Origin of the sequence: Snodgrassella sp. ESL0253 (assembly GCF_013344965.1) — a bacterium.
In the GTDB taxonomy this organism is placed as follows: Bacteria; Pseudomonadota; Gammaproteobacteria; order Burkholderiales; family Neisseriaceae; genus Snodgrassella; species Snodgrassella alvi_B.
In genome coordinates this window covers 58,120-81,800 of sequence record NZ_JAAEDQ010000003.1, presented here as the reverse complement: position 1 = coordinate 81,800, position 23,681 = coordinate 58,120, and the positions used below count along the sequence as shown (strand labels likewise).

Sequence of the window (23,681 nt, the reverse complement as noted above, 5' to 3'; positions counted from 1 at the left end):
TATGCTCTGTATATCCATGCCATCCCCATACCGATTTCATCAGCATGAGCAAAAATATTTAATAAAATTAAGAACAATTATTATTGATGAAAATGAGAATCAATTGTATTATATTTTAAAACAAAGTGTAAAGTAACATTAAATAATAAAAATGCTCAGGCGCAGTAGCCGGAAAACAGCCCATATCCCTCCGATTGTTAATAAAAATTCATCGTTCCTCGTGTTTCATCAACACCCAGGCATTCATTAACAGCTACTTATTCGTCTTCAACAGGACAAGATAGGATTAAAAAACATGTCAAACACAGATGCAGCAACAGCACCATCTTTAGCCAGTGAGCATGAAGAATATATCTGGATGCAACAATTGCAGGAACCAGAACAAGTCAAATATCAGCTCGCAGCATGGCAGATGAATCCACAGCCTGATTCAGCCATACTACATAAAAGCATCCACAGCCTGCTGCAAATGCATATGGATTTGAATACCCGCTATGAATTTACCGAAGATGGCGATTTATACAAATACCCTGAGGCAGACTGGACAGCCTGTGTGCAGAATGAGCAAGCACCGCAAGGGCAGGTTACTGAATTATTATCCATACTGGCTCAGCAACACTGGCAGCCGGAAACCACCCCGCCTTTTCTGGCAAACGTAATCAGCACAGAAAACAGCATCATACTGGCCTTACGCCTGCATCCGGTGCTGGCGCAACAATACACACTGGCAGAAATAATCGAAGCAATTCAGAGCAGCTACACCAATCTCAGCGGCTCACAGCAGCGGCTCGAACTCATCCCCATAGATTTAAGCAGCTTAAACCCGCCAACAGCACAGCAGACACAGGATAACAACACAGCAGCACTGGCCGGCATCATACTGGCCGAGTTCAGAAACACACTGGCCGAACCAGACATGACTCTAGACGATGACTTTTTTGATTTTGGCGGCCATTCACTGCTGGCCACCCGCGTGATTGGCAACTTACAGAACAACTATGGCATTAAACTCAACTTCAATGATTTCTTTAAATCACCCACAGCCCGTGCACTGGCCACTATTGCCCGGCAGACACAGCCGGTAGCCGCCGCAGTTCAAGCACCGCCTGCGCAGCAGGCACCCCTAACACTGGCACAGGATTTTTTATGGCAGGCTTACAGCGCCTTTGATTTCAGCCCCATCTACAATTTACCCTTTGCCATTGAATTTCAGCAGCCGGTTAATGAAGCAGCATTACAACAGGCATTTAATGATTTAATCATCCGCCATGCCGGCCTGCGCACCCTGTTTAAAACCGCACAGCAGCAAACCCTGCAATACACCGTTCCCGTTACCGAACTGAAACACTATCAATGGTTCTGGCCGAGTAGCGACAGCAAAGGTGCTACTTTAGCCACTGAGGCCGCCTACAAATTTGATCTTACCCGTGAACTGCCGCTCAGAATCCGCCTGTTCAAAGCCGCCAGCGGCCACACCGTTTTATCGTTTCTGGTGCATCACATGGTAATAGATGAATGGTCTTTAAATACCATCATGGCCGATTTAAATCGTGCCTATGCGGCGCGGCTGCAAGAAAAAGCACCAGAATGGCCGAACAGCGTACCCAGCATTCACGAATTTGCCCGCAGGCAACAGCAAAACGGCATTAACCAGCAACATCTGGACTACTGGCGCAGCCGGCTGCAAGGCGCAGTAACCGGCTTAACCCTAAATCCAGCCGCCCCGCCAGCAGAAAATACCACCCCACAGGTAGCATGGCTGCAAATTAACTTTGATTCAGCCTTTCATCACAACATTTCCGCCTTTGCCAAAGCACATTACACCTCCATATTCAGCGTATTTTACACCGCCATTGCCACCGTATTGCAAAAAGAGGGCAACTTGCAAGAAATCGTGATTGGCACCTCCGCTTCAGGCCGTACCGATCCCAATTATTTCGATACCGTCGGCTACTTCACCACCATGGTGGCGCACCGCATCCAATTCAGCCCGCAGCAATCTTTCGCTTCATTACTGGCCGATACCAGCGAACAAATCAACGAATCCATGGCCTATGCCGATATCCCGATTAACCACATCCAGCAGGCAATCGGCATCCCCGCCAACCAAGGCCTGATGTTTGATGTTTACATCCATATCCATACCAACAACGCCCTCAACGGCCAGCTCAGCACCCCGCAAGGCGTCATCCCTTACCGGCAGATACTACCCGAGCGCAACGAATCCATGTTTGGGCTGCACTTTGAAATCATGGAAAACCAGATTGATAACCAGCATAACCTGAGCATGATTATTACCTATCAGGCACACCGCTATCCAACCGCGGTGGTTGAGCGCATCGCCCGTGAAGTGAAGCAGCTATTAAGTGAACTGGCTGTACAGATATCAGCACCAAGTGCCAGCCAGTAAAAATTCCCGCGTAAAACAAATCAAGTACTTAAAACCAAAATTAAGTACTTGATTTGCGCCAGCACTATCAAACCTAATTCAGCATCTTCTGCTGCACCTGCTGCACCACATCCTGCACCGTTTTACAACGCACCAGCGCCGGCGCATCTAACTGCACATCAAACTGTTCAGCAATCCGCTTGGCTACCCGCATCAACTGTTTCAGGCGCATACCGATGGTCAGAATCTCAGTGTGCACAAAAATATCACCTGCATCGTCTGCCTGTTGCGGGCGGCAGTCACGAAAAATAGCCACAACATCATCTGCCACCGCCTGATTTTGCCCCGCTGCGGCCGCAGCCTGATACAGACGCTCCTGCGCCATCTGCTGCACCAGCTTCCTGTCTACTTTCACATTACGCGTGAGCGGAATCTCCTCAATAGCTAGCCATCTGGTGGGAATATGCGACTTGGGCAGACTGGCCATTAAGCTTTCCTTTAATGCACCAATATCCACCTGTTGCTCGCCCTGTGGCAGCGTATACACCGCCACCAGCTCATGCATAGAAGTAACCGGATGGGTACAGCACACCACCACACAATCCTGTAAACAGCCGGATTTAGCCAGCACCGCTTCCACCTCCGCGGCTGAAATCCGCACCCCCTTGATTTTCAGATAACCCTCAGTACGCCCCGCAAAAATAATATTCCCATCCGCACGCACATAGCCCAAATCACTCATGCGCAAAGCAGTTTTTCCCGCATCGCATTGCAGCGACACAAAATCGCCGGTCAGCAACTGCCCATCAAGCAAATAACCATTGGATAAATTCACCCCCGCCATATACATCTGGCCGACTTCACCCAGCGCACACGGCTGTAACTGCTCATCCAGAATATAATATTGATTGTGTGGCAAAGCCCGGCCATAAGGAATCACATCCACATCTGCAGCAGTGATTTCATGCCAGATACTCCAGATAGTGGTTTCCGTAGGGCCGCCCAGCGAAAACAAACGCGCCTGTGGCAGATGCGCTCGTAAATACTGAATCAGCCCCGGCTTAATATAATCGCCGCCTTGTGCTACCAGACGCAGCGATTGCAACTGTTCCACCCGAGCCACACTGCATAGCATATCCACAATTGCCGGCACACTTACCCAAAGCGTAATCCCATAAGTAGCCACCAATTGCGCCCATGCACACGCATCTTTAACCTGTGCCGGCGTGGGAATCACCAGCGAAGCGCCAAGTGCCATCGCCGCAAAAACATCAAATACCGACATATCATGGTGAAAGGGCGTAACCGCCATCAGTACATCGTCCTGCTGCACATGCCATCTGCCAATCGTCTGCCCGAGCACATTGGCCGTAGCCAGATTATTCAGCACCACACACTTCGGCGTCCCCGTACTGCCAGAAGTATACAAATAATAAGCCGCACTTCTGTCCAGCCGATAGCAGCATTCAGGCTGCTGCGGCAGTGGCGCCGCCAGCACCTCATCAATCAAAACACATTGCCGGCCGTCTACCCGTGCCTGAGCAATCAGCACATCAACCTTACTGTTAGACAGCAAATAGTCGCGTCTGGCCTCAGGTGCATCCATATCAACCGGTAGCCAGATAATGCCCAGCAGGGCACAGGCTAAAACAGCATAAACATGCTGCGCACTTTTGGGCAGACAAACCGCCACCACCGCGCCCGCCTGTAAATCTTTTTGTCGCAAAGCGTGCATGATTCTGGCCACATTCTGCCCCACCTGTGGATAACTAATCGCCTCACCAGCATAAAACAGCGCCGTTTTATCCAGAGCACCACCAAACAGATTGTGCTGGATATATTCCAGAAAACGAAACTCATCTGCCGCTATCACCGCACTTTGCAGATTCTGTGCCGATACATTATTCACATCAGATTGAAAAACCTGCTGTTGCTGTAATTCAGAAGTATCAGATTGCATGTAAGCTTTCTCCCAAAATATAGACTGAAACCGATTACCATCCACCAGAGACAACATTCTATACAGGCTTAACTATTTTTAAAAGATAATAATAATTATTTTCATTTATATGCAACAGCATGATTAGAAAAAATTTTTATCAGAAACATCCATTGCAGCCGCCAGCCAGCAGATGCTTACACAAGCTGCTATCTCCCCAATCCGGCAGTTTAAGAGTTGATTTTCGATATAGCCGGATGCAGTCAACCAGTAATTCCTGTCTGAATTAAAGTTCCGACATTATCGAAACTGCTTTGCAGTCAAAACCAGTTATGGAGCTGTTTGTGAAATACAGTGGCAATAGAGAAAGCATTAAACATAGTATAACGCTTCCTCATATTGCGGTATTCTGATTATTCAGCGTAATTAATCGCGCCGTGCCTGTTGGTATTGGCTAACAGCGTATACACAGCAATACTGTGTAGCACACCGGCAGAATCATATTCATGCCGCCGCGTCGTCTCAATCACATAGCCCTGATTGCGTAATTCATTAATACGTGATGCCGGACTACAGATACCCAATGCGCGCAGCTCCAAAGTACTATGCGGCTGTTCACGCAAACATTGCAGGATAAAACTGCGCTGAGTGGCATAACTGGTGTCTGGCAGTGGCTGAGCGGCTGCATCACTGTGTTTTTGGGCTGAAATAGCAGCAGTAGAGGTATTATTCATTATCTGCCCTCCGCATTTATTGACAGCTTGTGCGGTGATATCAGACAGGGATGCAGCCGGTAATATTGATTTGCCAGCCATGCTTGGCTGGATACAGGCAACAGGCTAAGTTTGAGAAAATGTGCTTTATCAAACTTATGATTTAAGATAGTTTTGACCCATGTACTATCTATACCTAAAGCCTTGATTGTGAAAAATACAGTTGCTTTTACTGGTTTATTTGTCATACTGCTTGCCTTTATTATGGCTGTTAAACACAGGCAGAAGATTAATTAACGCGAAGAATCAGTTAAATGAACCAGCATGCTGATTTCCTGAAATAGCGTGTTGATTTCCAGAATCAGCTTGATGATTTCCCCATTTCCTGCTCAAAATCTTTTATCCAGTTTCTAATTGTTTTGTCGGTTAAATTGGCATCTTTGGGCATAGGTAAAATATTTGTCAGCGCTTTTTCGTGCATATCGTCTATAAATTTTTGCTTTGCTCCTCGCTGTATAAAACCATCTTTTGCCTGTAACCAATACTTTTTCATGGCTTCTTTGGTACCAACTTTTTCGTATGGGCTTTTTTTGGCTTTACCAGCTTTGCTGGCTCTTCTTGTGAGCGTATTAGCAACTTCTTTTTTCTCATTTTCTAATTCAAGAGAAGCATTATTCAGACGCTTTAATTTTTTTTCAGCCCGAATATTTTTTTCTACCACAATAGGTTTAGTTCTTTTTAATGTTCTTAATTCTAGCTGTAAATTTTGAATTTGTAGTGCTAATTGTTTATTGTCAAGAGTTAGATTATGAATGATTGCAGCCTGTGCTGGACTATCTTTTTGTTCCTCCAGTTTTTGAATTTTACTCTTTGCTGCATTTAATTCTTTTGTTAGTAATTCATTCTGTTTTATTGTAGGTTTTAGCAAAGATTCTAGTTTTTTGATTTTTTTATTTGTTTTATGGCTATTTCCATATAATGAATTATATTTTTTAAGTAATGCCTCTAACGAGATAAATTTTGGTGCTGATTTTATTTCTTTCCCAATGGCCTCACAGGTATAAATAATTTTATCGTTTTCGTTTTTAGCCTCATTCAGTTGTTTTTCAATCTTAAAAATGGAATATGAATGACTATCTTCAGACAGAAAATCAATGGGTTCTAATTGTTCTTTGCTCTTCATTTTTTTATTCCTTAATTGCATCAAACTGACAGGTAATTAAAAAATATTTTATTCCAGATATAAATTAAAAATTTATTTTAAATTTCACAATATTTGTTTTACAGATTCCAGAATAACTATGTAGGTAGAGTATTGTAGTTTGATTTTGGGAAATATTTGATGGTTATTTCATTGCATCAGCAACTTTTATAAATCTAATTTCATTAAAATGGAAAAATTCTTTTTATATTTTAAATCTTAGACTTTATGCGATTATCTGATTTCTTTTTATACTTTTAACAGACAAAAAAATAACCGCATTTAGCGGTTACTAATGGTGGCCAGAGGCAGGATCGAACTGCCGACACACGGATTTTCAGTCCGTTGCTCTACCGACTGAGCTATCTGGCCATCGGGGAAGAGTGCGCATTAAACCAGATATAAACTCTCTTGGCAAGTATTTTATGTGTAAGATTGTATATGTGGCTGTTTATTTAATGGAAAAAGTCTGATTTTGCCTATTTGTTGTGCTATGTACGATTTTGGTTTGACCTGTTTAGGGCTAATCGCAGCTTATTTTCCGGGTTGTGGCCTCTCTCTTCGCTAAATGTGGACGATTAAACCAAGCTGTATTAAGGTAAGCACTTTTATCACAAAGGCGAAGAGGATGCAGGGCGAACAAAAGCCGCTATGGACCGACGGCTGGTTACAGCAGTGCACGCATGTGCCGTCACCGAATTTCAGCCAGCGCCCGCAGCCGGCTGAAGTATCGCTGGTGGTATTGCATAATATTTCCCTGCCGCCGTTTGAATATGGACAACAGGCCGTGCAGCGTCTGTTTACCAATCAGATTAAGGCGGATGAGCCGGATGATTTTATGCGTTCGCTTATCAACTTACGGGTATCAAGCCACTTTCTGCTGGAGCGCAGCGGGGCATTAACCCAGTTTGTTTCCTGTGACGATGCAGCTTTTCAGGCCGGAGTATCGCGTTTTGACGAGCGAGAGGGCTGTAATGCGTTTTCAATCGGGATTGAGCTGGAAGGCTGTGATTTTGAGCCGTTTACAGAATCGCAGTATACGCAGTTAAATAAATTATTGCTGGCACTGTGTGAGCGTTATCCGATTCGGGCGATTACCGGGCATCAGCATATAGCGCCGGGGCGCAAATCTGATCCGGGGCATTTTTTTCAATGGGACAGGCTGCGTGCATGGGGCTTGCCAGTGATAACGAAATATCAGTGGCCACTATAGTTTAAGGCTGCCGGCAGGGGTATTTTTGGTTATAATTCTGTTTAGCTGTTAATTAAACTGCGGCTTCCGCAAATTGCCTAGTAGGAATGTAATGAGTGATTCTGTATTGATTATGTTGGTAGTGGGTGCGGCGTTCATTCTGGCAGTGCTGGTCTATAATATTTATCAGGAAAGCCAATACCGCAAACAATTGCGTGAACAGTTTGGACACGCCAATAAGGATGCTTTACTGGACAGTCAGGTGAATTCTGTACGTGATGGCGCTCAGGCACAGTCTGTGCTCAATGAAAAAGCTGTGCCGCCAGAAAATGAGGCGGGTATGGCTGCCGATTCATCTACCGAGCAGGCTGAATCTGTGGCTACAGGTGAGGAAGCCGTGCCTGAAGCCAGTAATGGCCATATACAGGAAGAAACAGTGGCCACTGCGCAACCACCGGAGCTGCCTGTCGCTAACGAAGATGCAGCACCAGAAAGCTCGCCTGTACACAGTGATATGGAATCATTATCACGAACTATTCCGGTAAAAGGGCGCAAAACTTTATTAGACTTGCGCGATATGGCCAAACAGCCGCTGCCATGGTTTGATGTGCGCTTTGATTATCTGGCTTATATTGCTTTGTATGAGCCCAAAGAGCTGCACGCCATGCCGCGTTTGAGCAGCCGGTCACGTTTTCGGCTGGTGGGCTGTACCATGGATGACCGTTATCAGGTGGCTGAGCCGATTCCCAGTGTTTATTATCAGGGATTTGTGGTTGGCTTGCAGGCCATTAGCCGCAGTGGCTTGATCACGCATGAAGAGCTGGCAAATTTTGGTGAACAGGCCAACCGTTTTGCCGAGCAAATGGATGGGCAATTACTGTTAACGGATATTAATACTTTCCTGAGTATAGCGCGGCCACTGGATGACTTGTGTGCCCGCGTTGATCAGACAATTGCTATTCATCTGGTATCACGCACTAATGTAAGTGGTATGGAGTTGCGCTCTGCGGTTGAGCGGCAGGGGTTTGAGCTGGGGCATGATGGTGCGTTCTACTATGCCGATAGTAATGGTGAACCTTTGTTCAGTATTGTAACGCTGGATAACTCGCCGTTTACTTCTACATTGTTAGCAAATCAAAATTATCGTGGATTCAGTATGTTATTTGATATAGTACACATACCGAACGGCGAAAAATGTTTTGATCAGTTTATGGATATGGCCGTTAAGCTGTCTAGTCAGCTAGGTCTGGATCTGGTCAACGATAAAGTGGAAGAGTTATCCACAGAGTGGTTGCGTGAAGTACGCCGCTATGTGGTTGACCGGCAGAAGGAAATGAAGCAGGTTGAGCTGAAGCCCGGAAGTGAGCTGACGAAAAGGCTGTTTTCCTGATATTGCCTGTATTTTTAATTTTATGATGAGATGGCAAGCCGCAGAATGGGGGTTGCCATTTTCTTTTTAGCTGCTTGAAGGAATAACTGGAATGGATACAGTGAGCGAACAGCAACTTATTGATTTAACTGCACTGCTTAATCGCTATGCACATGAGTATTATGATCTGGATGCGCCTACTGTACCGGATGCGGAATATGACCGGCTGTTCCGCGAGTTACAGGCGCTGGAAGAGCAGTATCCGCAATGGCGTCAGCCGGATAGTCCCAGTATGCGTGTGGGTGGGCGGGCACAGCAAAAATTCACTGCTGTGGTGCATCAGATTCCCATGTTGTCATTGAATAACGCGTTTTCGCCGCTGAACGATAATAATCAGTTTGACCATAGTGAAATGCATGCTTTTGATAAGCGCGTGCGCGATGGTCTGGGTGCTGAGCCTGAATATATTGTAGAACCGAAATTTGATGGTCTGGCCATCAGCTTGCTTTATCGTGATGGTTTGCTGGTACAGGCTTCAACCCGTGGTGATGGCTATACCGGCGAGGATGTAACAGAAAACGCACGCACGATTGTGAATATTCCTTTGCGTCTGCATGGCGATAATGTGCCCGACGTGCTGGAAGTGCGCGGTGAAGTGCTGATGCTGAAAGCGGATTTTGAGCGGCTTAATGCACATCAGCAGGCAGAAAATCAGAAAGCATTTGCCAATCCGCGCAATGCAGCGGCCGGCAGTTTGCGCCAGCTAGATCCGAAAATTACTGCGCGCCGGCGCCTGCATTTCTATGCTTACGGAATTGCCAGACTGGACGAGCATTTTGTACCGGATAGTCACAGTGAAGAGCTGGCGCTGCTGGCGCGTTTGGGTTTGACCATACCGCCACAGGACACCTTGTGTTATCAGGCTGATATCAAAAAGGTACTGGCATTTTATGAGCAGATTTATCAGATACGCGCAGATTTGCCGTTTGGCATCGATGGCGTGGTAATCAAGGTGGATAATCTGTCACAGCAGGAACAGCTTGGTTATGTGGCACGGGCACCACGCTTTGCCATTGCGCAGAAGTTTCCGGCTGAGGAAATGCTCACCACAGTTGAAGCAATTGATGTACAGGTTGGGCGTACAGGCGCGATAACACCGGTAGCACGTTTAACACCGGTATTTGTTGGCGGCGTAACCGTAACCAATACAACTTTGCATAATGAAGGTGAAGCTCAGCGTAAGGATGTGCGAGAGGGTGATACGGTCATTGTACGGCGTGCCGGCGACGTGATTCCGGAAATTGTATCTGTGGTGCTGGCGCAGCGGCCAATGGTGGAAGAACAGATAGATTTACTCACGCCGGCAGAGGCTGTGCCAAAGTATCCGCCTTTCCGTATGCCGCAACAGTGTCCGGTTTGTGGGCATGAGATTGTGCGCGAAGAAGGGGAGGCAGTAGCACGCTGTAGTGGTGGCATGCTGTGTCAGGCACAGCGGGTACAGGCACTGATTCACTTTGCGTCACGCCGGGCGATGGATATTGAAAATCTGGGCGAGCGGCAGATTGAGCTGCTGGTCGCACAGGGGCGTGTGCATCACTTTGCCGATGTATACCGTTTACAACTGGCCGATTTGCTGGCCATGAAACAGCAGGCCAAGCAGGAAGCAGCGGATAGCGCAGAAGCAGCGGCGGATGAGCTGGCCTTATCCACTACCGGTAAGGCGGCCAAACAGCAACCTTCCCGCTGGGCAGAAAATATTCTGGCCGGTATTGATGCCAGCCGCCGGCGTCCGCTGGCCAATCTTATCTACGCTTTGGGTATTTTTCATGTGGGTGAACGCACTGCCAGGCAGTTGGCACAGGCGTTTGGTGATTTGGCCACGCTAACTCAGGCTACTGAGCCATTACTGGCCTGTTTGCCGGATATCGGTACTGTTGTGGCGCACTCGGTAGCGTATTTTTTCAGTCAGGAAGATCAGACTGGTCAATTGCAGGAATTGCTGGATGCCGGCGTAGAACCACAGGCAGAAACCCGCCGTATACCATTGCGTGAGTATTTTGCCCCTGAGCGGGTACTGGCACGCCTGCCCGGCGCAGGTTTAACCGAAACGCGGGCGCAGAAACTGTGGCAACTGGTGGGCATGGACTGGGCGCAGCTATTAACAGACAAGGCCTTACCGGAAAGCTGGCAACACTGGTGCGCTCAGCCGGAAAACCGCTTATTATTGCAAAAAACCATTGCTTTACGTGAGCAATTACTTGCCGGCCAGCCAGAAGAAAATGCGCCGGCAGCCAATGAAGCTGTTGCCGGTAAAACTTTTGTCTTAACCGGCACATTGCCAGACTGGTCGCGGGATGTGGCACAGCAGCATATTGAAGAAGCCGGTGGCAAGGTTAGTGGCAGTGTGTCGAAAAAAACCGATTTTGTCGTGGCTGGTGCTGAAGCAGGCAGCAAGCTGGCCAAAGCCGAGGCACTTGGTGTTACCATACTGGATCAGGCTGCGTTGATGGCTATGTTGGGAATTAAAGAGTAGAGCTGATGAAAGCAGAACCAATCCGTAAATGTGTGTTTCCGGTAGCAGGTATGGGAACGCGGTTTTTACCGGCTACCAAAGCCAGCCCGAAAGAAATGCTGCCGATTGTGGATAAGCCACTGATTCAGTATGCAGTGGAAGAAGCCGTGGCTGCCGGCTGTACCGAGCTGGTATTTATTACCGGCCGCAATAAGCGCTGCATCGAAGATCATTTTGATAAGGCGTATGAGCTGGAAACCGAGCTGGCCTACCGCAATCAGAATAAATTACTTGATTTTGTGCAGGATATTCTGCCACCTAATGTCACCTGTCTGTATATCCGCCAGCCGGCGGCACTGGGGCTGGGACACGCGGTGCTGTGCAGCCGTGCCGCTGTGGGCAAAGAAAACTTTGCGGTGGTGCTGGCAGATGACCTGATTGATGCCCAGCCCGGCGCATTAAGCCAGATGATGGATGTCTATCATCGTACTGGTTGCAATGTGCTTGGCGTAGAAAATGTTGCTCCCCAACAGACTGGTGCTTACGGTATTGTGGAAACTGCCCGCGAAGATAGCTTTGATTATGTCAAAAGTATTGTGGAAAAACCGCATCCGGATGAAGCACCTTCGCATCTGGGCGTAGTAGGGCGCTATATTTTATCTGCCCGTGTGTTTGATTTTCTGACTAATTTACCGCGCGGCGCGGGCGGAGAAATTCAGTTAACCGATGCTATTGCCCGCTTGCTCACCGAGCAGAAGATGATAGCTTATGCTTTTGCCGGCAGACGCTATGATTGTGGCGATAAGCTTGGCTATCTGGAAGCAACAGTGGCGTATGGAATGAAGCACCCTCTGGTGGGTGAAGACTTTAAGAAATTGTTGCAACGGATGGTGTGTTAATAGAATGACTGCCTGCTTACAGCTTTGCAGGCAGTCTGATTTATTGTGGTTATGATTTCAGGGTAAGCTATCAAGGATAGTTATTGCAGATAAATCACCTGATATTCAAGTTTAAGCAGTTATGCTGCTTCTAAATGACGTGATGCCCACTATCTTTTATCTGCTCCCAGCTTAAATCAAATTTGGCCAGATATTTTTTCAGCCTGTCGGCATCATTGGCACGCTGTTTCTGTGCCCGTGATACAGCAAACAGATAGCGGCCGGCCTCGGATAAGGTTCGGCTTTTGCGGCATACTTCAATCACCTTTTCTAGCTGATAGCGGTCGAATTCATCAATTTCAGCCGGAATCAGCGCATCGGCGGGTGTTGTCTGCTGCCAGTGTTGCTGTAAGCGCCGAATTTCGTCTTCAACCTGTGCCAAAGTGATATTACCTTGCGTGGCCAGTGTAGCCATGCGGGTAATGGAAGCAGTGAGCTCACGGAAATTGCCCGTCCATCGTGCGGTAGCTGAAGTGGCAAAGCTTACATAGCGGGTTCTGGATTGCTGATTAAAGCGTGGCATAGTGCCATATTCCTGTGCATAGCGCGCCAGCTCAAAATCAATATTCGGCTCAATATCTTCTTTGCGTTCTGCCAGCCCGGGTAATTGATAGCTCCACAAATTAATCCGTGCATATAAGTCTTCCCTGAATGCGCCACAGGCAATTGCCTGTTTTAAATCTTTATTGGTGCCGGCAATCAATTGAAACTGGCTGGAAACCAGTTTATCCGAGCCCAATGGATAAAAATGTTTTTCTTCAATGGCTTTGAGCAGGATAGCCTGTTCATCCAGCCCCAGCTCACCGATTTCATCCAGAAACAAAAGGCCGTTATCAGCCTGTTTGAGCAGGCCGCTTCTAGCCATGCTGGCACCCGTATAAGCACCTCTGCTATGGCCAAACAAAGTTGACATGGCATTATCCCCAGTCAGAGTAGCGCAGTTAATTTCCACAAACTGGCCGCTTATCTGATGCTTATTCAGCTTAAGCTGGTAAATTTGCCGGGCAAGAAATGACTTACCGGCGCCGGTAGGGCCACACAGCAGGATAGGCGCATGGGAGCGGCTGGCTACCTGTTCTATTTCAGTAATTAGCTGATTGTAATGCGGGTTTCTGGTGGCAATGCCAGATTTGAGTAATTCAGTAGCCTGGCCGGCGTATTGCTGAAAGCGGGTCAGAATCTGGTCGTAGCGGTTCAGATTCAGGTCAATGATGTTGATTTGTCCGCGGCTGCATAGCTGTTGATGCTCTGCCGGCTCAGTTAGCGCCGTTTCATGCCGTGCTGCTCCTTTGGTCGGCGATAATTGCAGCAGTCTGGCCGGATAAAAGCGTGATTCTGCCAGCAGAAACCAGCAAATCTGCATAACGTGCGTGCCGGTAGTAATATTTAAATAATAATTTTCCTGTTCATAATCAAATTGATAGCTTTTGGCTAAATCCAGTAAACAGGTATATACCTCCTCAAAATCCCACGGGTCATGTATATCCACTGCAACCGGATTAACCTGTGTATCCGGAGCAATGGTTTTAATATCCTGAATAATTTCAGCCAGTAACTCATTATCATTAACGTGATAAAGCAGCTCAAAGCGGGATACCGGCAGTTGCGGATGATTACAGACATCAACCGTTGGCCGCCAGCGCCCCCAGCGTTTTCTGCCTTTACCGCGCTGGTCAAGCACATTACCTAAAAAGCCGAATACAACGTTTTTCCTGTTCATGGGATTATTTTACTGGTTTATAAATATAAATAAAATTATATATAAATTTATAAAATCATGTTGGGTTTAAGCAATAAATGGCTGGCAAATAATTTTAAAATTTAATTATTTAATTAAGAAAAATAATGGTTTATAAAAATTACCTAAAAAATTTACCTGTTGGTACAGTAATTGCAATAAAGCCAGTGTCTGCAATACATGCTGTCTGATATGGCAGTCAGGTGCATAGCGAATGCTGCCGGATTCGCCGCAAGGCCAATTCATTTGCATTATCAACATGTATTCCTGAGTATAAAAGACACCTCCCTTTCACGGAGTATTTTTGAAAAGCTCACTGGATAGAGCAATTGGTACCAAACCAATCTGTGACAGGTTCGATTCCTGTTTCAAAAATCACATAGTAATACTTGTAGTATTAAGCAATACCAGTCAGTAAATGGGAATAAGCAGAGTAGTAAAAGCTTAGGCACAGGAAAAACCGGTTAACCGGGCAAACTCAGCTATAGTTGTTTTTGTCTGGGTAAAAAAACCGGATAGCAGGCAAAATATTTATTAACCATAATCAGGCAGTGATTAGGTTATGGTGATGAATCTTTCCCCTGTTATTTCGTTACTTAATCCGTTTGATTGTGTTCATCCTGTTTACTGGCTGCAATAGACAGGAGAATTAATATGTTGACCATAATCGATGTAAAAAAAGGTGAGCTGGCTGTTATTAATAAACGGAATGAAATTAATACCATTGTTACCGCCGGCCGCCATACTTTCTGGGATCCTTTTTCTGCAATAACGTATTCTCTGGTGGATTTGGCCGATACTGAAATCGAGCCGAACATCGCCGAAAAACTGCTAAATTTTTATCCGCAACTAGTAGAAAAATATTGTCATTATGTCAATGTGGCGGATAATGAAATTGCCCTGCGCTATGAAGAAGACATGCTGGTAGAGATTATCATGCCCGCTACCAAAGCATTGTACTGGCAGAGTTATAAAGCACAATCGATTAAAAAAGTCACTTTGCAGCAGGGCTACCGCTTGCCGGATGAAGTAGCACTGGAACTGATACAGGCCAAAAATACCGCCAGACTCATTACCGGTATAGACAATGTAAAACTGCATTATTTTGTGGACGAACAAATTGGTACACTGTTTGTGGATAACCAGTTTGTGCAGATTATTCCGCCCACATCTGTAATTGGCTTGTGCGAATTCAAGCATAAGCTTGTACTGGGAAAATTCAAATTACAGGACAACCGTATCGATGACCTGCTGGCCGCCACGATTGAGCAGAATGCACCGGAGCAGATGCAGCAATTCTGTGTGCAGATGCAGGTAGGTGCCAATCAGGCCGGTTTACGCTTTGAAGACGATTTACTGGTGGAAATCCTGCCGCCGGGAACAAAAAGATTATATTGGCAGAATAATTGCAAGCAGCACATGCAGACTATCGAGCTGGCTGCTGGCTATCAGCTATCTGAGCAAATGGTGCAGCAATTATTACAGCCTAAATTGCGTCAAAAGGAAGTGATTGGTGACAGCAGCGTGCTGATTGCGCAGGTGCCGGCCTATCATGTTGGTGTATTAAAAGTAAATGGTAAAGTAGAGCAGCTACTGGATGCCGGCATCACCGCCTACTGGCGCTTTAACCGCGAAATCAGTGTTGAAATCGTCGATACACGCTTACAGACCGTCGAAATCTCCGGGCAGGAAATTCTAACCCGCGACAAAGTAAATCTGCGCATCAATCTGGTGGCCAACTGGTGCTATACCGATGTATTAACTGCTTTTGCCAAAGCTGCCCAGCCTGTGGAACTGTTGTACCGGCAATTGCAATTTGCGTTACGCGAAGCAATTGGTACCCGCACGCTGGATGAATTACTGGAAAACAAGGACGTGATTGATGAAGTCATCAATGCGCATATGCAGGCGAATATGACAGGCTATGGAATTGAAACCATTAGCGTAGGCGTGAAAGACATAATTCTGCCGGGCGACATGAAAACCATTCTGGCGCAGGTAGTGGAGGCTGAAAAAGCGGCACAGGCCAATGTAATCCGTCGCCGCGAAGAAACTTCCGCCACCCGTTCCCTGCTGAATACCGCCAGAGTAATGGAAAACAATCCGGTGGCTTTACGCCTGAAAGAAATGGAAACACTGGAACGCATTGCTGAACGCATCGACAAAATTTCAGTTGTGGGTGGTCTGGATCAGTTATTACATGGTTTGATTAACATTCAGGCGAAATAGCAGCTTAACCTATGCTGATTGATTAAACAGAAAAATAATGAAAGATAAAAATGCAAAAATATGAAGTATTAAAAGAAGATAAAACCCGTCCGGTAAAAATGTGGACTAAAGGCGTACCAGTAGAAGATATCGCCAAAACACAACTGCTTGAAACCGCACAACTGCCCTTTATTTTTAAGCATATTGCAGTGATGCCTGATGTGCATCTGGGACGAGGTTCTACCATTGGTAGCGTGATTCCCACCACCGGCGCGGTTATTCCGGCTGCGGTTGGCGTAGATATCGGCTGTGGCATGATGGCGGTACAGTTGTCGCTTACCGCACAGGATTTGCCGGAAGACTTAATGCCATTGCGGCTGGCGATTGAAAAAGCCGTACCGCATGGCTCCACCCCGGGTAATAAAAAATATGATAAAGGTAGCTGGCATAATCCGCCACCGATTGTACAAGAGTACTGGCAGCAGTTATTGCCCGGATTTGAAAAACTCACCAGCAAATATCCGCGCTTTTTAAAAGCCAATAGCTTGCATCATCTGGGTACACTGGGCAGCGGTAATCATTTTATCGAAGTTTGTCTGGATGAAACTGATCAGGTATGGATTATGCTGCATAGCGGTTCACGTGGTATTGGCCATGCCATTGGTCAATATTTCAGTCAGCTGGCGCAAAAAGAGATGAAAAAGTATTTTATTGATACCTATCTGCCCAATAACGATCTGGCGTATTTTGCTGAAGGAACGGAATATTGTCGTGATTATCTGGAAGCTGTGCATTGGGCGCAGGACTTTGCCCGCTTAAACCGTGAAGTGATGATGCACAACACCATTGCTGCATTACGCCAAGTGATAGATGTGCCATTTACCACGCATCTGCAAACAATAAACTGCCATCATAACTACGTGCAGAAAGAACAGCACTTTGGCCAGAATGTATTTGTTACCCGAAAGGGGGCAGTTTCTGCACGCGAGGGCGAACTGGGGATTATTCCGGGCTCAATGGGGGCAAAAAGTTATATTGTGCGTGGTTTAGGTAATACAGAAAGCTTTCATTCCTGTTCGCATGGGGCAGGGCGGGTAATGAGCCGTGCCGAAGCCAAAAGGAGATTCACCGTTGCCGACCAGATGCAGGCCACCGCCCATGTAGAGTGCCGTAAAGATGCAGAAGTCATTGACGAAATTCCACTGGCGTACAAAGATATCGATGCCGTGATGCAGGCACAGCAGGAGCTGGTGGAAATCAGGCATCAATTGCGTCAGGTTATCTGCGTCAAAGGCTGATTATTCAGCTAGTTTTGCTGTATCAGGTATTTAGCCAGCTCAGACTGGCTACTGAATATAATCATTGCAATAAAAAAGGATGGCCGTGCCATCTTTTTTATAATCAGAAGTAAATAGGACAGACATTTTTATAGAAATTTCTTGCCGGATTTTCTTTTGACATAGTAATATTATAGTGATAGTGGCATATCTACAAAATTATAAAAATTTATCTTTAAAAAAGTGCAGTGGTAAAGGTAACCTATAATATCTACAGGCAATCATAATAATTGGCCAGCACGATTCTTTAATGGCTGAAAGTTCATAAAAATCTTGGCTTTGATTACATTCATTTAATACTAATTGTAAAAAATTTTCTTTGTCTAGTTTTGTTAAATAAAAGTTAGCAAAAGCTGCACCATGTGGCTGTTCGTCATTATAAAAATATTGCTCGGAAGCTTGGTCAGGATACCAAAGCTGTAAAGTACAGTGAGGCAGGTAATCTGCACATATATTTTGGACAGCTTGATAAATTTCATCCGACTTAAATAATCCCGCAAAAAAAGCAAGCATGGGATATAGAATACTAGCTTTGGTTACTTCTTTCCGATAGTCTTCTGTTGCCTCTTTAGGATGTTCTATAAGGTTGTGATAATCATGGATATTGTTTGGATAATATCCATGACTCCTAAACAAAAAAGAAATCATGAATGACATATGTATTAACCATGCTATTATACATTCCTGATTTTGTTTATTTAATGCCAACAAAAATATTGCCATGCTTATGTCAATGGCGTGATCATCTTTATATGGGGTATACAATAAGGGATTATTCGATATTAATTTTTTTAGTAAGTTTTGAATACTTAATAATCCATTTTCAGCTAATTGTAGCTCTTTTTCACTAGCATTTAATAATTTTAAATTTTCTAAATCAAAATACATCCACAGTCCAGCTAAGGACAATCTTCCGAGAATATCAAAAAGCTTAATATTGACATCTACAGAACAAGAAGAATTGATAGCATGGGAAACGCCATATAAATTAAATATTAGTGGCCTTAATTTAAGAATAAAATCAAAAAGTATTTGTGTATGCAGCCTGATTATTTTTACTAACACCTCTATAATGAATTTATTTTCTTTTCCATTATTTTTGTGTAATTCTTTACTAATGTCCCAAGCGTTCAACACAGCAAATTCGCTGGATAAATAGGCACTCTCTAAATTGTTACCGGTTCTACACCACACATACAGAATCCATAGAGAGATATAAAGTTGTCTAACAGAAGTCAGTGTGTTTTTATTATTTTGTGTTTCTGTATTTTTCTTTAACAAACATACTAGTTGTTTAAAATAGGTATGAGAAATTTCAGGTTCATCTAGCATAGCAAGAGATTTTCTTAAATAGCTCCTATATTGCTTTGGCAATAACTCTTCTTTTAGTAAATATTGCTCGATATACTGCGCCAGCTTTTCGCCACTCCATTCACTAAAAGTTATCTTACCTTCAACTGTACTGTTTTTAATAAAACTTGTTACATTCAGTCTGACATCTTCATTTAAATCTCCTCCGAAACAAAGGCATATTTCTACTGGTTTATCTTTATATTCGTTGGGTATGTGTGTTGGTACATAAACATCCAGTATTTCCTGTAATGAAGGCCTTAAATCTGTGGGTTGGCCTGCATCCCAGTCTCTTCTACCCAGATTGCCAGATTTTATCGAGAATAAATAAATTTTTTCCGCACCATTATTAATTCTGCCATAAGCAGCTACATCTACTCCATACTGGCGATTTCCAATACCGGCTTTTGAAAAAACTATCAATCCCATCTGTGATAGTAAATCCGGCAATAATACATCCAGCTCTTTTCTTTCTTTTAAAGAAGCCAAATACTCTTTAATTATTAATTTCATTGCAATCCTCAGTCCTGTATGTCCCTAAATTAAGGCTAAGTGTATGTGGATCTAAAACTCCTAAAACCGGATAAGTAAGATTGTGGCTAAATTCTTGGAATTTTCTGATTTCTCTGGTTTTATTGGTACCTTCAGGATTATTATGTCTATAAAAAATAGAAGAATTTCCATATAAAATAGTCTGATGAGAAAATATTTGCAATATTGAATTTTTACCAGTTTTTTCTTTATAAGCATCATTCATAAGCTTTGACAAATGTTGCTTGAGCTGAGCTCTTTGAGACAAACTGGGTTTTAATTCAGAAATACCAGCATTATCATTTAAATTTTTAAAAAATGATTCTTGCTGTGCCAATAATTGATTAATAACCATTGCAGTTTTTTCTGGTATTTCCTGCTGTAGCAGTTCTTCGAAATATTCTTTTATATTTTGTGGGTAGCAAATAAATAAAGGATTAAATAATAAAGAAGAAATTGCTTCTAGTTCTTTATCTGTAGCAATATCTATTAAAGAAACAATAAAACTCACGGCGCTTATTTCATTGTAAAATAGCCAACCACAAGCTTTTCGGGCTACAAATAAGCAAGTTCCTTCAGGTAAGCCTTGCAATTGTATCTTATCACTTGCTAAATAAATTTTTTCAGCATTACAATCCTCTATTATTTCAGCAACAGCTATTGCAAGTACTATTTTCCTTGAAAGAAACCAACGTGTAACTAATATATTTAAAATATCTGTTTTGTTATTTAGTAGCTTGTGTATAAATAAAGGAAATATTTTTATGGATAGATTATTATTTTTTATTAATAAATCTTCTAAAAATATATATAAATCCTTTTCTCTATTGTATTCCAATAAATTACACAAAATTAAATCTATATAATTGAGCGTTAGTGTATCTTTAGGATTAACTTTAAATAACACGTTTAGCAAAATATCATATATAATTTTTGGTAAATCATTTTCTGTCTCACGCAATATTTCCGCGGCAGTTTGAATTAATCTTTCATCTTCATTTTTAAAAATAAATAAACATAATTCTATTGTTTGCTTCTCCAAATCTCTTTTTTGGATATAAAGAGATAATATTGATTTTAAGATATTGGGATAATATTTATTGGAGCCATTAGTGGCCATAGTCTTAACTGCATTGAAGACTTTATTAATTAATTTTTTATTTGATTGGTAATTTATTTTACTCAAACTAAACAAAGATTTTTCTATAATAACTTTATTTTTATTATTAAGTAATTCTATGGCTTTTTCAACATAGGTATTAAGTTGCAAGCGACTACCAACAATAATTGCTAAAACTAAAAGATTAAAATAATCATCAACCTTGCTTGCTAAAGAAATATCTAATAACTTATCACAACGAGCAATATCCATTGCACAAAATTCTTCCAGAGATTCAAAAAATAATACAAAAAAATCGCTGTTCGTTTTCAATATAAGATGGTTTATGCAATTTAATACATCTTGAATATCTGCTTGAAGCAAAGGCAAAATTTCTCCAAAAAGTTGACAAATAGTTATAGGATTTAGACCTGAGTTATTACAATTATTAAATTCACGTACTATATCTACTAATTTATTATTATGTAAATATGCAATCTCTTGAATAAAATTATCTTTTTTCTCTAGATTTTCTCGATATAATTGATGAAAAGTTTCTAAAAAAGTATCGCTCCCTGCTACAGGTAATAATTTATCCTTTATAGTTTCCATTCGATAACCTTTTAAAAATCAATAATTCATTAATCTTGAGAAATTTTATCATTATTTATAAGAATCGGTATGCAGATGATACCGGCAACAAAAAAAGGATGGCTGAGCCATCCTTTTGGGTGTGATAAGGGGATTTAAATATCTACCTGTGCATTTAAGGCATTGTTTTCGATAAATGCGCGCCGTGGTTCGACTTCATCACCCATCAGGGTAACAAAGACATCATCCGCAGCCATGGCGTCTTCAATTCTGACTTTCAGCAGCCGGCGTACTGCGGGATCCATGGTGGTTTCCCATAGCTGTTCCGGATTCATCTCGCCCAGCCCTTTATAACGCTGAATACTTAGTCCTTTCTGGGCGTTAGTCATCAATAAGTCCAGCGCCTGAGCAAAGCCGGTAACTTTGTTGCTATTGTCACCTTTAACCACTTCAATTGGTGCATCAATGATGCCGTTTAAGGTGGCGGCCGTCTGGCGAATAATCTGGTAGGCGCGGCTTTCAGCAAATTTTTGTTCCAGATAGCTGACCATTCGATTACCATGCAATTGACGGGTGATTTTAATCATTTGCACTTCGTCATCAGCACCGATGCGTTCCAGTTTGAGATTGTCATCATTAACAAGGGTGGTTAATGTCTGCACTGCTTTTTCGGCACTGGCTACGGTACTTAAATCCAGATTTTCATCCAAGGAGAGCAGGGCGTTCAATACCGCACTGTCAATGATGCGACTTTCACGCATAATTATGCTTTGTGTCAGAATATATTGTTTGGCAATTTCAGCCAGAGCATTACCTTCAAGGGTGCTGTCGCCAATAATTAGCTGTATTTTGTCCAGTGCCAGTGTGAGCAGGAACTGATCTTTTTCAAACTCGTCTTTCAGATAGCGCTCCTGCTTGCCGCGTTCGGCCTTGTAAAGCGGCGGCTGGGCTATATAAACATAACCACGTTCTACCAGCTCAGGCATTTGCCGGTAAAAGAAAGTCAGCAGCAGGGTACGAATGTGTGCACCGTCTACGTCGGCATCGGTCATGATGATGATGCGATGGTAACGCAGTTTTTCAGGATTGAATTCTTCCTTGCCGATGCCCGCACCCAGCGCGGTGATTAAGGTAGCCACTTCCTGACTGGCCAGCATTTTTTCAAAGCGGGCTTTTTCTACATTCAGGATTTTACCTTTCAGCGGTAAAATGGCCTGAAATTTACGGTCACGCCCCTGTTTGGCGGAACCACCGGCCGAATCACCTTCGACCAGATATAGTTCTGATAAAGCTGGGTCTTTTTCCTGACAGTCTGCCAGTTTGCCCGGCAGTCCCAAGCCATCCATTACCCCTTTGCGCCGGGTAATTTCACGTGCTTTACGTGCCGCTTCACGTGCACGTGCTGCATCGACGATTTTACCGGTGATGATTTTAGCATCTATTGGATTTTCTTCCAGAAATTCGGACAGGGCTTTGCCTAGTACTTCGTTAACCACCGGGCCGATTTCGCCGGAAACCAGTTTGTCTTTGGTTTGGGATGAAAATTTTGGATCGGGCAGTTTAACGGATAATACGCAGGTTAGGCCTTCGCGCATATCATCGCCATTGGTGTCTACTTTGGCTTTTTTGGCTACTTCATTAGCTTCAATGTAGTTGTTGATGGTACGGGTCATCACTTGACGCAAAGCGGTCAGATGGGAGCCACCATCACGTTGGGGAATATTGTTGGTGAAGCACTGTACATTTTCCTGATAGCTGTCGTTCCATTGCATGGCACATTCAACGCTCATGCCATCTTTTTCACCAGAGGCGTAGAAAACTTTTTCATGCAAGGCTGTTTTGTTGCGGCTCATGTATTGAACGAAGCCGGCAATACCGCCGCTAAAAGCAAAATTCTCATGCTTGCCATCGCGTTTATCGAAAAGTTCGATGCTGACGCCGTTGTTCAGAAATGACAGTTCGCGGATGCGTTTGGCCAGAATATCGAAGTGATAATCGATATTGCCGAAAGTTTCGGTGCTGGCTAAAAACTGTACTCGTGTACCCTGTTTGTCGGTGTCGCCTACTACAACGAGCGGTGCTACGACATCGCCACGGCAGAATTCAACATAGTGTTCTTTATTATTGCGGTAGATAGTCAGGCGCAGCCAGTCAGACAGGGCATTGACTACAGAGACGCCTACACCATGCAAACCACCGGAAATTTTGTAACTGTTGTTATCAAATTTACCGCCAGCGTGCAGTATGGTCATAATCACTTCGGCAGCGGAACGATGTTCTTCCGGATGCATATCGGTAGGAATACCGCGGCCATTGTCTTCGATGGTGATGGAGTTATCGGCATTCACGGCTACGGTGATGTGATCACAATAACCACCCAGTGCTTCGTCAATGGCATTATCCAGAACTTCAAATACCATGTGATGCAGGCCGGTGCCATCCTGAGTGTCGCCAATATACATGCCGGGACGTTTGCGCACGGCATCTAAACCTTTTAGTACTTTGATGCTGTCGGCACCGTAATCTTCAGAACTGTGATCGGTCATAAGAATTCTTTACTAAATCTGGGGCAGT

General features: G+C 44.0%; 14 protein-coding genes and 2 tRNA genes. 8 read left to right on the top strand and 8 right to left on the bottom strand.

Features of this window, described 5'->3' with window-relative positions; all coding sequences use genetic code 11:
• Positions 1–295: 295 nt before the first annotated feature.
• Entirely contained in the window at positions 296–2,410 is a 2,115-nt protein-coding gene (locus GYX26_RS03545) for a condensation domain-containing protein (RefSeq protein ID WP_202984274.1), read from the top strand.
• 73 nt (positions 2,411–2,483) lie between these two features.
• On the opposite strand, the gene GYX26_RS03540 is transcribed toward GYX26_RS03545, so the two are convergent.
• The 4 genes from GYX26_RS03540 to GYX26_RS03525 all read right to left on the bottom strand — a co-directional run bounded on the left by GYX26_RS03540 (position 2,484) and on the right by GYX26_RS03525 (position 6,614).
• Positions 2,484–4,349 (bottom strand): AMP-binding protein, encoded by a 1,866-nt coding sequence (locus GYX26_RS03540; protein ID WP_174828109.1) that lies wholly within the window; start codon positions 4,347–4,349, stop codon positions 2,484–2,486.
• Positions 4,350–4,741: 392 nt separating this feature from the next.
• Positions 4,742–5,062 (bottom strand): helix-turn-helix domain-containing protein, encoded by a 321-nt coding sequence (locus GYX26_RS03535; RefSeq protein WP_174828107.1) that lies wholly within the window; start codon positions 5,060–5,062, stop codon positions 4,742–4,744.
• A 340-nt stretch (positions 5,063–5,402) separates the two neighbouring features.
• On the bottom strand, positions 5,403–6,224 hold the full coding sequence (locus GYX26_RS03530; RefSeq protein ID WP_174828105.1) for a hypothetical protein: 822 nt from the start codon (positions 6,222–6,224) through the stop codon (positions 5,403–5,405).
• A gap of 314 nt (positions 6,225–6,538) precedes the next feature.
• Positions 6,539–6,614: transfer RNA gene (locus GYX26_RS03525), tRNA-Phe, on the bottom strand.
• A 256-nt stretch (positions 6,615–6,870) separates the two neighbouring features.
• On the opposite strand from GYX26_RS03525, the gene ampD reads away from it, so the two are divergent.
• From ampD to galU, 4 genes are all read left to right on the top strand, one after another.
• On the top strand, positions 6,871–7,455 hold the full coding sequence (gene ampD, locus GYX26_RS03520) for a 1,6-anhydro-N-acetylmuramyl-L-alanine amidase AmpD (RefSeq protein WP_174828103.1): 585 nt from the start codon (positions 6,871–6,873) through the stop codon (positions 7,453–7,455).
• Between the two features lie 106 nt (positions 7,456–7,561).
• Positions 7,562–8,824, top strand: coding sequence for a cell division protein ZipA C-terminal FtsZ-binding domain-containing protein (locus GYX26_RS03515; protein ID WP_174828252.1), 1,263 nt, complete (start codon positions 7,562–7,564; stop codon positions 8,822–8,824).
• A 91-nt stretch (positions 8,825–8,915) separates the two neighbouring features.
• The gene (gene ligA / locus GYX26_RS03510; protein WP_174828101.1) at positions 8,916–11,336 is read left to right on the top strand and encodes an NAD-dependent DNA ligase LigA; all 2,421 of its coding nucleotides are present in this window, start codon (positions 8,916–8,918) and stop codon (positions 11,334–11,336) included.
• A gap of 5 nt (positions 11,337–11,341) precedes the next feature.
• A complete protein-coding gene (gene galU / locus GYX26_RS03505; RefSeq protein WP_100101232.1) occupies positions 11,342–12,214 on the top strand; it encodes a UTP--glucose-1-phosphate uridylyltransferase GalU in 873 nt (290 codons plus the stop codon).
• Between the two features lie 130 nt (positions 12,215–12,344).
• Here the strand turns inward: galU and rtcR are convergent, their stop codons facing one another.
• On the bottom strand, positions 12,345–13,973 hold the full coding sequence (rtcR, locus tag GYX26_RS03500; protein WP_174828099.1) for an RNA repair transcriptional activator RtcR: 1,629 nt from the start codon (positions 13,971–13,973) through the stop codon (positions 12,345–12,347).
• A gap of 320 nt (positions 13,974–14,293) precedes the next feature.
• On the opposite strand from rtcR, the gene GYX26_RS03495 reads away from it, so the two are divergent.
• The 3 genes from GYX26_RS03495 to GYX26_RS03485 all read left to right on the top strand — a co-directional run bounded on the left by GYX26_RS03495 (position 14,294) and on the right by GYX26_RS03485 (position 17,497).
• Positions 14,294–14,366 (top strand) — tRNA-Trp (locus GYX26_RS03495).
• A 279-nt stretch (positions 14,367–14,645) separates the two neighbouring features.
• The gene (locus tag GYX26_RS11375) at positions 14,646–16,220 is read left to right on the top strand and encodes a slipin family protein (protein ID WP_238791224.1); all 1,575 of its coding nucleotides are present in this window, start codon (positions 14,646–14,648) and stop codon (positions 16,218–16,220) included.
• Between the two features lie 50 nt (positions 16,221–16,270).
• Positions 16,271–17,497 carry an RtcB family protein gene (locus tag GYX26_RS03485; protein ID WP_174828097.1) on the top strand — a complete coding sequence of 409 codons (1,227 nt, stop codon included), beginning with the start codon at positions 16,271–16,273 and terminating at the stop codon, positions 17,495–17,497.
• A gap of 198 nt (positions 17,498–17,695) precedes the next feature.
• On the opposite strand, the gene GYX26_RS03480 is transcribed toward GYX26_RS03485, so the two are convergent.
• From GYX26_RS03480 to gyrB, 3 genes are all read right to left on the bottom strand, one after another.
• Positions 17,696–19,399 (bottom strand): hypothetical protein, encoded by a 1,704-nt coding sequence (locus tag GYX26_RS03480; protein WP_174828095.1) that lies wholly within the window; start codon positions 19,397–19,399, stop codon positions 17,696–17,698.
• On the bottom strand, positions 19,383–21,128 hold the full coding sequence (locus GYX26_RS03475) for a hypothetical protein (protein WP_174828093.1): 1,746 nt from the start codon (positions 21,126–21,128) through the stop codon (positions 19,383–19,385). Before GYX26_RS03475 ends, GYX26_RS03480 begins: the two co-directional genes overlap by 17 nt.
• Positions 21,129–21,262: 134 nt before the next feature.
• Positions 21,263–23,653: a DNA topoisomerase (ATP-hydrolyzing) subunit B gene (gene gyrB, locus GYX26_RS03470; RefSeq protein ID WP_174828091.1), complete on the bottom strand. Its 2,391-nt coding sequence runs from the start codon at positions 23,651–23,653 to the stop codon at positions 21,263–21,265.
• Between the last annotated feature and the right edge of the window lie 28 nt (positions 23,654–23,681).

What these genes read in the sequence shown, in the direction of transcription:
- GYX26_RS03545 (WP_202984274.1), top strand. Translation starts at nt 296, where the DNA reads ATGTCAAACACAGATGCAGCAACAGCACCATCTTTAGCCAGTGAGCAT.
- GYX26_RS03540 (WP_174828109.1), bottom strand. Translation starts at nt 4,349, where the DNA reads ATGCAATCTGATACTTCTGAATTACAGCAACAGCAGGTTTTTCAATCT.
- GYX26_RS03535 (WP_174828107.1), bottom strand. Translation starts at nt 5,062, where the DNA reads ATGAATAATACCTCTACTGCTGCTATTTCAGCCCAAAAACACAGTGAT.
- GYX26_RS03530 (WP_174828105.1), bottom strand. Translation starts at nt 6,224, where the DNA reads ATGAAGAGCAAAGAACAATTAGAACCCATTGATTTTCTGTCTGAAGAT.
- ampD (WP_174828103.1), top strand. Translation starts at nt 6,871, where the DNA reads ATGCAGGGCGAACAAAAGCCGCTATGGACCGACGGCTGGTTACAGCAG.
- ligA (WP_174828101.1), top strand. Translation starts at nt 8,916, where the DNA reads ATGGATACAGTGAGCGAACAGCAACTTATTGATTTAACTGCACTGCTT.
- galU (WP_100101232.1), top strand. Translation starts at nt 11,342, where the DNA reads ATGAAAGCAGAACCAATCCGTAAATGTGTGTTTCCGGTAGCAGGTATG.
- rtcR (WP_174828099.1), bottom strand. Translation starts at nt 13,973, where the DNA reads ATGAACAGGAAAAACGTTGTATTCGGCTTTTTAGGTAATGTGCTTGAC.
- GYX26_RS11375 (WP_238791224.1), top strand. Translation starts at nt 14,646, where the DNA reads ATGTTGACCATAATCGATGTAAAAAAAGGTGAGCTGGCTGTTATTAAT.
- GYX26_RS03485 (WP_174828097.1), top strand. Translation starts at nt 16,271, where the DNA reads ATGCAAAAATATGAAGTATTAAAAGAAGATAAAACCCGTCCGGTAAAA.
- GYX26_RS03480 (WP_174828095.1), bottom strand. Translation starts at nt 19,399, where the DNA reads ATGAAATTAATAATTAAAGAGTATTTGGCTTCTTTAAAAGAAAGAAAA.
- GYX26_RS03475 (WP_174828093.1), bottom strand. Translation starts at nt 21,128, where the DNA reads ATGGAAACTATAAAGGATAAATTATTACCTGTAGCAGGGAGCGATACT.
- gyrB (WP_174828091.1), bottom strand. Translation starts at nt 23,653, where the DNA reads ATGACCGATCACAGTTCTGAAGATTACGGTGCCGACAGCATCAAAGTA.